The 12,663-nt window shown below is 65.6% G+C and carries 12 protein-coding genes; 5 read left to right on the forward strand and 7 right to left on the reverse strand.

The genetic code is table 11. From position 1 onward, the window contains the following. Positions 1 to 22: 22 nt before the first annotated feature. The 4 genes from trmB to NLI84_RS12850 all read left to right on the forward strand — a co-directional run bounded on the left by trmB (position 23) and on the right by NLI84_RS12850 (position 4,084). Positions 23 to 730 (forward strand): tRNA (guanosine(46)-N7)-methyltransferase TrmB, encoded by a 708-nt coding sequence (gene trmB, locus NLI84_RS12835; RefSeq protein WP_255990768.1) that lies wholly within the window; start codon positions 23 to 25, stop codon positions 728 to 730. A gap of 400 nt (positions 731 to 1,130) precedes the next feature. Continuing rightward, positions 1,131 to 1,709: an LPP20 family lipoprotein gene (locus tag NLI84_RS12840; RefSeq protein ID WP_255990770.1), complete on the forward strand. Its 579-nt coding sequence runs from the start codon at positions 1,131 to 1,133 to the stop codon at positions 1,707 to 1,709. Continuing rightward, positions 1,706 to 3,013, forward strand: a complete 1,308-nt coding sequence (locus NLI84_RS12845) for a flagella assembly protein FlgT middle domain-containing protein (RefSeq protein WP_255990772.1) — start codon at positions 1,706 to 1,708, stop codon at positions 3,011 to 3,013. Before NLI84_RS12840 ends, NLI84_RS12845 begins: the two co-directional genes overlap by 4 nt. Before the next feature lie 372 nt (positions 3,014 to 3,385). After that, positions 3,386 to 4,084 carry a hypothetical protein gene (locus tag NLI84_RS12850; RefSeq protein WP_255990774.1) on the forward strand — a complete coding sequence of 233 codons (699 nt, stop codon included), beginning with the start codon at positions 3,386 to 3,388 and terminating at the stop codon, positions 4,082 to 4,084. An 89-nt stretch (positions 4,085 to 4,173) separates the two neighbouring features. Here NLI84_RS12850 and NLI84_RS12855 read toward each other — a convergent pair whose 3' ends face one another. The 7 genes from NLI84_RS12855 to glyQ all read right to left on the reverse strand — a co-directional run bounded on the left by NLI84_RS12855 (position 4,174) and on the right by glyQ (position 10,504). After that, positions 4,174 to 4,893: a S4 domain-containing protein gene (locus tag NLI84_RS12855; protein ID WP_255990777.1), complete on the reverse strand. Its 720-nt coding sequence runs from the start codon at positions 4,891 to 4,893 to the stop codon at positions 4,174 to 4,176. Positions 4,894 to 4,978: 85 nt separating this feature from the next. Then, on the reverse strand, positions 4,979 to 5,656 hold the full coding sequence (locus tag NLI84_RS12860) for a M48 family metallopeptidase (RefSeq protein ID WP_255990779.1): 678 nt from the start codon (positions 5,654 to 5,656) through the stop codon (positions 4,979 to 4,981). Positions 5,657 to 5,660: 4 nt separating this feature from the next. After that, the gene (locus NLI84_RS12865) at positions 5,661 to 6,392 is read right to left on the reverse strand and encodes a lysophospholipid acyltransferase family protein (RefSeq protein WP_255990780.1); all 732 of its coding nucleotides are present in this window, start codon (positions 6,390 to 6,392) and stop codon (positions 5,661 to 5,663) included. Then, on the reverse strand, positions 6,389 to 6,943 hold the full coding sequence (gene gmhB, locus NLI84_RS12870; RefSeq protein WP_255990782.1) for a D-glycero-beta-D-manno-heptose 1,7-bisphosphate 7-phosphatase: 555 nt from the start codon (positions 6,941 to 6,943) through the stop codon (positions 6,389 to 6,391). Before gmhB ends, NLI84_RS12865 begins: the two co-directional genes overlap by 4 nt. Before the next feature lie 108 nt (positions 6,944 to 7,051). After that, complete coding sequence (gene glyS, locus NLI84_RS12875) at positions 7,052 to 9,115, reverse strand: glycine--tRNA ligase subunit beta (protein ID WP_255990784.1); 2,064 nt, start codon at positions 9,113 to 9,115, stop codon at positions 7,052 to 7,054. Between the two features lie 4 nt (positions 9,116 to 9,119). Next, the gene (locus NLI84_RS12880) at positions 9,120 to 9,602 is read right to left on the reverse strand and encodes a surface-adhesin E family protein (protein ID WP_255990785.1); all 483 of its coding nucleotides are present in this window, start codon (positions 9,600 to 9,602) and stop codon (positions 9,120 to 9,122) included. Between the two features lie 14 nt (positions 9,603 to 9,616). Beyond that, positions 9,617 to 10,504: a glycine--tRNA ligase subunit alpha gene (gene glyQ / locus NLI84_RS12885; RefSeq protein WP_255990827.1), complete on the reverse strand. Its 888-nt coding sequence runs from the start codon at positions 10,502 to 10,504 to the stop codon at positions 9,617 to 9,619. 229 nt (positions 10,505 to 10,733) lie between these two features. Here glyQ and NLI84_RS12890 point away from each other — a divergent pair, with 229 nt between their 5' ends. Continuing rightward, a complete protein-coding gene (locus NLI84_RS12890) occupies positions 10,734 to 12,626 on the forward strand; it encodes a lytic transglycosylase domain-containing protein (protein WP_255990788.1) in 1,893 nt (630 codons plus the stop codon). The last annotated feature ends 37 nt before the right edge of the window (positions 12,627 to 12,663 follow it).

Here is a 12,663-nt window from a genome sequence, read left to right on the forward strand (position 1 = left end):
CCTTTTGCTTGAGTATCCAGGTATGACCACCGAACAATTGCAAGACGACCAACCGCAATTCATGCGCCGCATCCGCAGCTTCGTGCTGCGCCAGGGGCATCTGTCCAAGGGACAGGAACGCGCGCTCAACGAGCTCGGGCCGCGCTTTCTCGTGCCCTATGCCGCAGCGCCACTCGATCTCGTTGCCGCTTTTGGCCGCGCCGCACCCACAGTGCTGGAGATCGGCTTTGGCATGGGCAATGCCACGGCCGAGATTGCCGCGCAGATGCCAGATACCAATTATCTGGGCGTTGAAGTCCATACCCCGGGCGTCGGCAGCCTGCTCAAGCTGATCGGCGAGCAGAACCTTGGCAATATCCGCATCGTCCATCACGACGCGGTCGAGGTGCTGGAACACATGATCGCGCCGGGCAGCCTCGATGGCGCGCACGTGTTCTTCCCCGATCCCTGGCACAAGAAGCGCCACAACAAACGCCGGCTGATCCAGCCCGAGTTTGTGAAGCAACTGGTCTCGCGCATCCGCCCCGGCGGCTATCTGCATCTGGCGACCGATTGGGAGGACTACGCAATCCAGATGCTGGACGTGTTGTCCGCCGAGCCACTGCTCGAGAACACCGCCGACGGCTATGCGCCGCGCCCGGACTATCGCCCGCTGACCAAGTTCGAGAACCGTGGCATCAAGCTCGGCCACGGCGTATGGGATCTGGTGTTCCGGGTGCGCGCAGTCTGAGTGTCTACCGGACATAGCCAATGCGCCCAGGAAGACTCGCCGCAATCGCTTTCCTCACAGCAGCAATGCTGCCATTGGGGTTGTTTCTGGTTACTTTGTTCATCGTGTGGCATGTGTTCAAGGAAATCGTCGGTGCCAGCGGCCACTCTTTCTTTCGCATTTGCACCACGACGGCTGACGCGCAGTGCACCGCATTCACATGGCTGCACTTGGCCCTGTTCTGCGTGCTTTGTCTGAGCACCGCTGTTTTGCTAGGCGTAACCGGGATCAGGAAATGGCGGGCCAGCCGTCCCCAATAATGCGAACGCTGCCCTGCTCGCCACCAAGCCCACGCCGCCCCCATGGCATTCGCGCAGGACAGGCCCTAGACTAGGGCCTGTTCCGTCGCCGTTGTAATGCCATGATTCCACGCCTTGCCCTTACCTGCCTGTGCCTGCTGCTGGGCGCCTGCAGCCTGCTGAAACCACGGGAGGCCCAAACCGAAGCGGCGCCCGCGGTCATCGTGCCACAGGTCATCACCGCGGTCGGCTTCGGTGCGCCCCCCGCGGCCAAGGAGCTATCGCCGGCGCAGAGGAAGCTGGCGGCGATGCGCGCATCCAAGCTCGACGCCTATCGCGGCCTGATGGAAACGGTATCCGGCGTGCGGCTCTCCAGCCAGAGCACAGTCGGCATGATGGTCCTCGGTGACGACCGCATGCGTGTGTTCGTCGACGGTTACCTGCGCGGAGCCAGGGTGGTCTCGGTCAAGGAAAGCAGCGATGGCAGCTTCACCACCACGCTCTCGTTGACGCTGGCGCCGAGCTTTGTCGCTGCGCTCGCGGGTGGCGAGCTGCGCGAGGAGGCGCCACCTGCCGCCGACCCGGACAGCGCAATCGTCTCCCTCGTCACCCCCGCGCCTGCTCCGGCCGCCAGCGACCAAGCGGCGGTGGAAGTGGTGCCGGATCGCAGTCCCACCAGCAACTTCTATTACGCGCAATGAAGCGGCTACTGCCCCTGCTGCTCGCCACCTGGTTGGCACCCGCCCTTGCCGCATCGGTGATCGGCGTCGCACCGCTGGGCAACGATACGGCGCAGGTGCGCGCGCAGGCGCTGGACGATGCCCTGCTCAACGCCGGGCTCGCCGATGGCGCCCGCATCCATGCGCTGGAAGACACCACCGATGACGGGCGACTGGCCCAGGCCAGCCAGCTACGCCCCCACAGCCAGCCTTGGGGCTACCGGGTGCTGCGCGAATGGCAGGCGAGTGGGCTCTACCACATCGAAATCGAGACATTGACCGGTTCAGCGCCAAGTCCCGCGGTTGCAGCAGCAGCCACGCCAGCGGCGGCGCCACCTGCCGAGGCGATTCCCGCCGCGCCCGCCCCGGAGTCGGTCTGCGACGACGGCTACCGGCGCAAGTTGCTGGTCACGCCCTTCCGCATCCGCCAGCCCGGCCAGGGCAGCGATATCGGCCAGCTGCAGATCGGTCTGCAGGATGCGCTGACCAGTCGGCTCGCCGACGCCGGCTTCGCCGCCAGCCGCAGTGGCAACGACGCCCCGTTCACCATCGATCCCGGCCTGGCCGACCTGCGCCAGCAGCCCGAGCACGTGCGCAGGCTGGCACGGCAGCACGCCACCCAGTTCGTCGTCGGCGGCGTCATCAACGACATGAGCACCGAGGGTGAGCGCTACACACTGAGCTACGGTGCCAACGATGTCCGACAGGGTGAGCGCAAGCTGGGCTTTATCGTGCCCTTGCTGGACTTCTTCGAGCCCGGCCTCAAGGCCACGCCGAAAATGCGCTACTTCGACACCGACCTGCTGCTGTTCGACGGCGTATCCGGCGCGCTGATCAGCCGTAAGCGCTTCACCGCGCGCGCCGGTGGCCAGGTGATGATGCACAGCGGCACCCGCTTCGGCAGCGCCAGCTTCTACGACACCGGCTACGGCGCCGCCGTGGCACAACAGCTGGACGAGATAGCCCGCGCCACCCAGGCAGAACTCGGCTGCCTGCCGTTCTCCACCCGCGTGGTCCGCGCCGAGCGCGGCCAGGTTTATCTGGACGCCGGCAGCATGGCCGGCCTCAAGCCGGGCGACCGGCTGCAACTCTATCGGCTCAGGCCCGGCAGCATGCCGGTGGACGGCCTGATCGAGGGCGAAGCATTGCGCCTGGGCATGCCGGAGCAACTGGCCGGCACGCTGGTGATCACCCAGACTCAGCCGCAGTTTTCCGTCGCCCAAAGCGAAGGCGGATCGGCGGATGTGGGCGATTACGCGCGCGGCGCGAGCAAGCCGCGACGCTAAGTCCCTTGCGGTGTGCAGACCACGGCGGCATCACCGTCACCCCCCTCTAGGTCCGGCTGGCGTCACACCCAAACCAGCCCCACCTCGCGGCGTGACCGAAGCACCGTCCTGGCAAGCAGTAACGACGAGCCGACCCTGGCGCGCCACGCGAACCCGCACAGCGTAGTCGAGCAACAACATATGCATGTTGCCGCACAACCACAACCAATGACGTCGGCATTGACCACATAGTAGAAAGTCCTGATTCTTGCCGGGCACATGCAAACACGTGTGACTGAATCTGGTCACGACCGCCCGATCCAGTACCCCCGCAACACCCAACCAAGCCCATACCCACTGGGATGGCTTGCCGTCCTCCGGAGAACAACAATCATGAAGAAGTATCTCGTATCCGCCGCGCTCGTACTGACGGGCCTGTCCGCCTCTGCATCTGCCGCAACGGAAGTCCGCACTTTCTACGGCTGGCTGAACAACATGAGCCCGATCACTTTCTGCGACCAGAAATGGCCGGGCTCGCAGGTGGTCGGTGCTTCGGTCGCGGGCCAGTGGGTACAGTGCAGCAAGACTACGGCTCCGGCTCCGACCCCCACTCCGGTCCCTCCAGCGCCACAAACGCAAACTTTCTACGGCTGGCTGAACAACATGAGCCCGATCACTTTCTGCGACCAGAAATGGCCGGGCTCGCAGGTGGTCGGTGCTTCGGTCGCGGGCCAGTGGGTACAGTGCAGCAAGACTACGGCTCCGGCTCCGACCCCCACTCCGGTCCCTCCAGCGCCACAAACGCAAACTTTCTACGGCTGGCTGAACAACATGAGCCCGATCACTTTCTGCGACCAGAAATGGCCGGGCTCGCAGGTGGTCGGTGCTTCGGTCGCGGGCCAGTGGGTACAGTGCAGCAAGACTACGGCTCCGGCTCCGACCCCCACTCCGGTCCCTCCAGCGCCACAAACGCAAACTTTCTACGGCTGGCTGAACAACATGAGCCCGATCACTTTCTGCGACCAGAAGTGGCCGGGCTCGCAGGTGGTCGACGCTTCCGTCGCCGGCAAATGGGTGAAGTGCCGCAAGTAATTGCGACGGCACTGATCAAACAAAAAACCACCCTCGCGGTGGTTTTTTGTTTGGGGACTCGATTCAGTATCGCCCGCAACGACCAGGCATCAAAACCGCTCGCCCAGCCCCAGATAGCGCCACTGCCCTGGCGCCAGACCAGTGATGGCGATCTGGCCCACGCGGATACGCTGGCTGCGCGCCAGCGTCAGCCCCGCTGCGGCGCACAGTACGGCAAGATCCGCGGGCAGGATTTCGCGCAGCACCAACCGCAACTGGCGTTCACCCTGTTGCGTCAGCTTGAACGGCCGTAGCGGCGCGCCGGCCAAGCTGCGCAGTCCGTTCAGCCGTGCCAGCTGCGGCGCATCGACAGGCTGATCGGTCCATAGCAACCATTCATGCTCGAAATCGTGCGATTGCAGCAGCTTGCTCACCAGCCGCCGATCCTGCGTCAGGATGGCAAGGCCGCTGCTCTCGGCCGCCATGGGCGTTGCCAGCTGCAAATGCCGCAGGTGGCGCTTGAGGAACAGGATGTTGCTGGCGCCATGCGCCTGCCGCTGGGCGGGCCGAACCCACCCCGCCACGCCGTCGTCGCCCTCGGTGAGACCTGCTGGCTTATTGAGCAACAGCGTCACGCGCGATGCGCTCACCGCTGCCGGCGCCGCCAGGATCTCGACCTCCTGGCCCGGCAGTACGCGGCTGCCCAGCGTATCGATCACCTGGCCATCGACCCGTACGCGCCCCTGCTCGATCAATTCATCGGCCTGGCGCCGCGAATAGGGGCCCAGCTCGGTCAAGCGCTTGGAAAGCCTGATTGATTCATCACTCATTGCGGTATCCACCAGGCAAAGCACCATTGTACCGGGCGACGATCCCGAACGAGCCGCATGCAGTCTTGAAACAGATGACAGGCTCTTAAACCGCGAAATGTCCGGCCTCGCGCCGTAGCCAGTCGCGGTGCGTGCGCCAGGCCGGGCTGTGCGTCTCGACGATGGCCCAGAAGCGCTCGGAGTGGTTGAGTTCGGCCAGGTGCGCGAGCTCGTGGATCACCACGTAGTCGATCACTTCGGGCGGGGCCTGCAGCAAACGCCAGTTGAGGCGGATATCGCCCGCCGCCGTACAACTGCCCCAGCGCGTGCGCGCCGAGGTGAGCTTGAGTGCACGCGGTGTCAGGCCCATCCGTGCCGACCAGACGGCGATGCGTTCGATGAAGTAAGGCCGCGCGCTGCGTTGCAGGAAGCGGCCGAGTGCCGCAGCCAGTTGTGCCTCGCTGCCCGGCAGGTGAAGTTCGAGCTCAGTGAGCCGCGTACGCGTGGCGCCGCTATAGAGGATGCGCGGTTGGCCCAGCCAGCATGCGCTGCTGCCGTCGGCGAGGGCTGCACGTGGCGCGGGCAAGGCGTCGAGATGCTTGAGCACCCAATCGAGCTTGAGCCGCAATACCCGCTCGGCTTCGGCCAGCGGCGCGCGCTGCGGCAGCTGCACCGTCAGTCCCTGCGTATCGATCTTGAGCCCGATCGAGCGCCGCCGGCTGGAGCGCGCCACCGCATACTCCAGCGTGCGGGTTGGCGTGACGAGGCGGTGCAGCGCAGCCATTGCGTCAGAGGTTACGCGGGTGACGCGGCCCCTGGCCTTCGAAGGTGGCAAGCTCACCCTCGATCCAGCTTTCCACCTGTTCACCGACCTGGGTTGGCGTGCCATGCGGGTGGATCACCGGGCCGATGCGCACGGTGATGGTGCCCGGCCATTTGCAAAAGGAGTTGCGTGGCCAGAACTCGCCGGAGTTGAGCGCCACCGGCACGATGGGAATATCGAGCGCCATCGCCAGGCGCGGGCCGCCATGCTTGTACTTGCCCCGCTTGCCCGCGGGCACGCGCGTGCCCTCCGGAAAGATCAGGATCCAGAAGCCCTTGGCCAGCCGGTCGTGCCCTTGGTCCATCAGCAAGCGTTGCGCCTCGGTGCGATTACCGCGATCGATGGCGATCGGCGACAGCGCCCACAGGCCCCAGCCGAAAAACGGAATCTTCAACAGTTCACGCTTGAGTACGAACACCATGGGCGGAAAGATCTGCTGCAGCGCCATCGTCTCCCAGGCCGACTGGTGCTTGCACAAAATCATGGCGGGCCCTGCGGGAATGTTCTCGCGCCCCTCGACCACGTAGCGCACGCCGCAGGTGATGCGCAGCCACCACAGCAGCGTATGGGTCCAGCCCGTGATCAGGCGATAGCGCAGCAGCGGGGGCAGCGGCAGGATCAGGATCGCGAGTATGGCAAACGGCGGGGTCAGCACGACCATGCCGAGCCAGTAGAGAGCGGAACGGAACCAGATCATGGTTGGGCTTCGGAGTTGGGGTGAAGCAGCGTATCGACATAGGCTGCCAGGTTGTCGAACACGCGGGTTCCGGCTGGCAGGTTGCCGGCGGCCTCGGTCTTGGCGCCGTTGCCGGTGCGTACCAGCACCGGCTTGCCACCGAGTGCGGCGATCGCCTGCAGATCGCGCAGGCTGTCGCCGACCATGGCGCGATCACCGATGTTGGCGTGGAAACGCCGGCCGATGTCGACCAGCATGCCGGGCAGCGGCTTGCGACAAGTACAGCCTTTGTCCGGCGCATGCGGACAGAAAAACACCGCATCGATATGACCACCCGATTCGGCGATGGCGCGATGCATCTTGGCGTGGATGGCGTTCAGCGTGTCGATGCCGAACAACCCCCGGCCGATCGCCGACTGGTTGGTGGCCACCACCAGCGTCCAGCCAGCGCGCGACAGTTCACTGATCGCCTGCAGGCTGCCAGGAATGGGTACCCACTCGTCCGGCGATTTCACAAAATCGGGGCGGTCTTCGTTGATGACGCCGTCGCGATCGAGAATAAGCAGTTTCATGGCTTCAAACCGGGAAGGGGGAAGGAGGAGGATGTGATGGTCAGCCCGCACCCGCGATCTGGCGCCTTGCCGTGCCCCCTTACCCCATCCCTCTCCTCATTCATCAATTCACTCCGCCAGCAACGACAGCTCGGCGACACGATTCATCAGCGCGGCCAGTTCAGCCAGCAGCGCCAGGCGGTTGCCACGCACCGCCGCATCGTCGGCCATCACCATCACGCCGTCGAAGAAGGCATCGACCGGCGCCTTGAGCGCGGCCAGCGTTGTCAAAGCACCGGTGTAGTCCTTTGCCGCCAGCGCGGTCTCCGCCGGGCCACGTACCGTTTGCAGCGCGCCGTACAGCGACTTTTCCGCCGCTTCGGCGAACAGCGCGGCGTTGAGCTGCGGCAGATCGCCTTCGACCTTCTTCAGGATATTGCGGATACGCTTGTTGGCAGCGGCGAGCGCGGCGGCCTCGGGCAGTGCCTTGAACTCGGCCACGGCCGCCAGCCGGCGCTCGACGTCGTCCAGACGCGTCGGCGCCAGTGCCAGTACGGCGTCGATATCGGCGGCCGGGTAGCTTGCCGCGAGGTAGTTCTTCAGGCGTTCCAGCATAAAGCTCGCCACGCCGTCGACGGTGCCGTCGGCGACGACGCCTGCCGGGAAGGCCGCGGCGGTTTTCGCCAGCAGTTCACGCACGTCGAGCGGCAGGTTGAGCAGCATGCGCAGCACGCCGAGCGCGGCGCGGCGCAGGCCGAACGGATCCTTGTCGCCGGTTGGCACCATGCCGATGCCCCAGATGCCGACGATGGCTTCAAGCTTGTCGGCGAGCGCGGCAGCGGTGGCAATGGCGCCCTGCGGCAGCGCGTCGCCGGCGAAGCGCGGGTGGTAATGGCCTTCGATCGCATCGGCCACGGCATCGGTCTCGCCGTCGAGGCGGGCGTAATAGCGGCCCATGATGCCCTGCAGCTCGGGGAATTCACCGACCATGTCAGAGAGCAGATCGGCCTTGGCGAGCAGCGCGGCGCGCTCGGCTTGCGCCACGTCGGCGCCCAAGAGGCCCGCGATGGCGCCGGCAATCGATTGCAGCCGCGCCACGCGTTCGAGCTGGCTGCCGATCTTGTTGTGGTACACCACGTTGGCCAGACCGGCGACGCGGCTTTCCAGCGTCTTTTTCTGGTCCTGCTCGTAGAAGAACTTGGCGTCCGACAGCCGCGCGCGCAGCACGCGCGCATTGCCCTGCACGATCTGTGCGGGGTCGGTACTGGCGAGGTTGGACACCAAGAGGAAACGGTTGGTCAGGCGGCCGTTGCCATCGAGCAGCGGGAAGTACTTCTGGTTCTGCTGCATGGTGAGGATCAGGCATTCCTGCGGCACCTTGAGGAAGTCCGCCTCGAATTCACCTTCCAGCACCACCGGCCACTCCACCAGCGCGGTCACCTCGTCGAACAGCGCCTCATCGGCGGCGATGGTGGCGTTGCGGCGGGCGGCAGCGACCTCCAGTTCCTTGCCGATCAGTGCGCGGCGCGCGGCGAAGCTCGCCACCACCTTGCCGGCTTCGAACAGCGTGCGGGCGTAGTGATCGGCGTGATCGAGCGTGATCTCGCCGCTGGAGAGGAAACGGTGACCCTGCGTGACGCGCCCGGCACTCAGGTGCAGTACCTGGCCGGGAATCAGGTCGGCGCCGTGCAGCAGGGTCAGGCCATGCACCGGGCGGATGAACTGACCATCACGATCGCCCCAGCGCATCATCTTGGGTGCGGGCAATTTCTTGAGCGCTGCCTCGACGATGCCAGAGAGCACATTGGCCAGCGGCTCACCGGTCTTGACCGAACGGAAGATGAACACGTCCTGCTTGCCGTCCGAGCCCTGTTCCAGTTGTTCGACGGCCACGCCGCACGAGCGGGCGAAACCGGCCAGCGCCGGGGTCGGCGCGCCATCCTTGAAGCCGGCAGCCACGGCCGGGCCCTTGCGCTCGATCTGCTGGTCGGGCTGCACGCCGAGCACGGCGGGTATGCTCACCGCCAAACGGCGCGGGCTGGCAAAGGGGTGGAACTCGACCGCCTTGTCGACGTAGCCAAGCTTGGCGAGTTCGTCGAACACGGCGGCGGCAAAGGCATCGCCCAGCTTCTTGAGCGCCTTGGGTGGCAGCTCCTCGGTAAACAGTTCGATCAACAGCGTTTGTTGGGACATGGTTTTACTCGTCATTTTTGGCGGCATCCTTGCTCGCCATGATCTTGCAGACCTGGCGCACGAAATCGGCGCCGTAGCTATCGGGTTGCGGGTCGGCGAATTCCCACTGGTAGCCGGGCACATCGTAGCGGGCCACGTCGCCATCGTTCTCGTCGCGCAGCTCGGCCGCCGTCTCGGCCATGCGGCCGCTCTTGCATTCGATCACCAGGCGCGCGTACTTGCGGCGGTAAACGCCCTTGGACACGCCGTCGACCTGGTCGCTCTTGAAGTCCTGGCGCATCCAGACATAGGTGTACTTGTCCGGTGCGAAATGATCGTTGTGCGTGATCGACTTCACATCGACCCACACCGAGAAATCAGGCATCTCGCCGTAGTTGCGCCAATCGCCCTTGTACGGCACCGGCTCCGGCCCGCGGGTGCCGGACTCGTACTTGTCGCTGCAGGCGGCAAGTACGAGACCAAGGGCGAGGGCGAGGGCGGCTTTCAATGGCGCGTTCCGGATCAGGCCTGGCACATCGGGAAACCGAGCCGCTCGCGGCTCTCGTAATAGGCCTGCGCCACGCCGCGCGCCAGATTGCGGATGCGGCCGATATAGGCGGCGCGCTCGGTCACCGAGATGGCGCCACGCGCATCGAGCAGATTGAAGGTGTGCGCGGCCTTCAGGATCATCTCGTAGGCTGGCAGCGGCAGGCTGGCTTCCAGGAGTTTCTTGGCTTCGCCTTCGAAGCTGTTGAACAGGCTGAGCAGCAATTCGACGTTGGAGTGCTCGAAGTTGTAGGTCGATTGCTCGACTTCGTTCTGGTGGTAAATGTCGCCGTAGGTGACCTTCTGGCCATTGGGGAACACGGTCCAGACGAGGTCGTAGACGTTTTCCACACCCTGCAGATACATCGCCAGCCGCTCGGTGCCGTAGGTGATCTCGCCCAGTACCGGCTTGCAATCGAGGCCGCCCACCTGCTGGAAATAGGTGAACTGCGTGACTTCCATGCCATTCAGCCACACTTCCCAACCCAGGCCCCAGGCGCCGAGCGTGGGGTTTTCCCAGTCATCCTCGACAAAACGGATGTCGTGCACCGTGGGATCGATGCCGAGCTCCTTGAGCGAGCCCAGGTACAGATCCTGGATGTTGTCGGGCGATGGCTTCAATACCACCTGGAACTGGTAGTAGTGCTGCAGGCGGTTGGGGTTTTCGCCGTAGCGGCCGTCCTTGGGGCGGCGACTCGGTTGCACGTAGGCGGCGTTCCATGGCTCCGGGCCGATGGAGCGCAGGAAGGTGGCGGTGTGGCTGGTGCCCGCGCCCATTTCCATGTCGTAGGGCTGCAGGAGCGCGCAACCCTGGCGGCCCCAGTAGTTTTGCAGCGTGAGCAGAATGTCCTGGAAGGTCAGCATGTTCTTGTCGATCACCGCATTGCGCGGTCTGTGCCTGTAAACCGGTTGATTCTACTAGTTTTTGCCCGAACGCCGCCAATGGCGCGCGGCAAATGCCACAGCCTGCCAACCGGCCATGACGCGGCGCGTCAGCCTTATGCCTGTTTCCAGTAGAATGGCGCTCGAGGAACCTCGCCGCTTTGCGGAACTCTTCCTTTGTCATTCGCCTCCTCGCCCGGTACCGCCCCGCATGAAATTGCCCGCCCTCGCCCTGTTGCTGTTCAGCCTTGCCACTCATGCCGCGGTCGACCTGGACGCCGTGCGCGACGCGGCGAAACGGCGCGACCTCGATCGGCTGGCCGCAATGACCGATGCCAACACGGGCGACGTGCTGGCGATGTATCCGCACTATTACTGGTTGAGCGCGCAGATCCAGACCGTGCCGAACGACGCGGTGCGCGCCTTCTTCGCCCGCCACGACGGCACGCCGCTGGCCGACAAGTTGCGTACCGAGTGGCTGGACGAGATCGGTAATCGCGGCGACTGGGATACGCTGCTGGCCGAATACCCCAAACTCGATGCGCCGACCACCGAGCTCGACTGCTACGCCGCCCAGGCCCAGCTGGCGCGCGGCAAGCGCGAGGCCGCGCTCAAGCTCAAGTCGCTCTACCTGCAGGGCCGCGCGCAGCCGCAGAGCTGCGGGACTATCTTTGATAGGCTGCTGGCCGAAGGCCAGCTGACCGAGGACGACGTCTGGGCGCGCGTGCGCGAGGCGCTGGCCCGCAACAACACCGATTTCGCCCGCCAGATCGCCGCACGCGTCGGCAACCCGCCCGAGCTGCAGGCCAAATCGCTGGCGCTGGCCGGGCGCGACGCGATGAAGGCACTAGGGAGCTACAACACCGCGCGCCGCGGCGGCCGCGAAGCCGCGCTCTATGCGCTCGGCCGGCTGGCGCGCAGCAACCCCGATGCCACGGCCGCCTGGCTGGAAAACCGCACTGAGGGGTGGCCGCGCGATGATGTGCGCTACGGCTGGCTGCAGCTGGCCGACGCCGCGGCCAAGTCGCGCCATCCGCAGGCCAGCGCCTGGTTCGCGTTGGGCGGCACCGCGCAAACTGCGTCCGGCCGTGGCTGGGCCATCCGCGCCGCGCTGCGGGTGAAGGATGTCGACGCGGTTCTTGCCCGCATCGAGACACTACCCGCCGACGAAGCGAACGAGCCCACCTGGCGCTACTGGAAGGCGCAGGCGCTGAAAGCCAGAAATCGCAAGCCGGAAGCCGATGCGCTGCTGGCTGCGCTGGCTGGCCACGACGAGTACTACGCCCAGCTGGCGATGGCCGATCTGTCCACCCCGATCGCGTCCGCCACCAACCTGCCGTACCGCCCGACCGAGACCGAGATCGCGCGGGTGAAGGCACGCCCCGGCATCGCGCGCGCCATCGCGCTGTTCGATGGCGGCTGGCGCAGCGAGGCGGTGCGCGAATGGAACTGGGCGCTGCGGGGCCTGACCGATCCCGAGCTGATCGCCGCCGCCGTGCTCGGTGAGCGCATCGGCCAGCTCGACCGCTCGATCTACGCCGCCGAGCGTGGCCGCGCCATGGCCGACATCGCGCTGCGCTATCCGGTGCCGTACCGCGAGGAGGTCGAGCGCCAGGCGCTGCTCAATGGACTCGACCCGGCCTGGGTGTTCGGCCTGATCCGCCAGGAGAGCCGCTTTGTCGCCAATGCGCGCTCGCGCGTCGGCGCCGGCGGCCTGATGCAGCTGATGCCCGCCACCGCCAAGTGGGTCGCCGCCAAGATGGGCGACAAGAACTACGATCCGAGCGCGGTACATCACGCCGAATCCAATCTGCAGATGGGCATCTTCTACCTCGCCTATATTCAGCAACGGCTGGAAAGCCACCCGGTGCTCGCCACCGCCGGCTACAACGCGGGGCCAAGCCGGGCTCGCGCATGGCAGGGCGAACAGGCGATCGATGCGGCGATCTATATTGAAACGATCCCGTTCGACGAAACGCGCGACTACGTGAAGAAGGTGCTGGCCAATGCCCACGTCTACCGCTATGCCTTCCCCAAGTCCCCCGTGCTGCGCGACCGGCTCGCCGCGATTCCGCCACGGGGCGGCGTCGTCGACGCACCCTGAAGCAGGACAGCGCCCAGCCCGATCCGGATCGCCATAG

Source organism: Chitinolyticbacter albus (assembly GCF_024437655.1).
GTDB classification, from domain to species: domain Bacteria; phylum Pseudomonadota; class Gammaproteobacteria; order Burkholderiales; family Chitinibacteraceae; genus Chitinolyticbacter; species Chitinolyticbacter albus.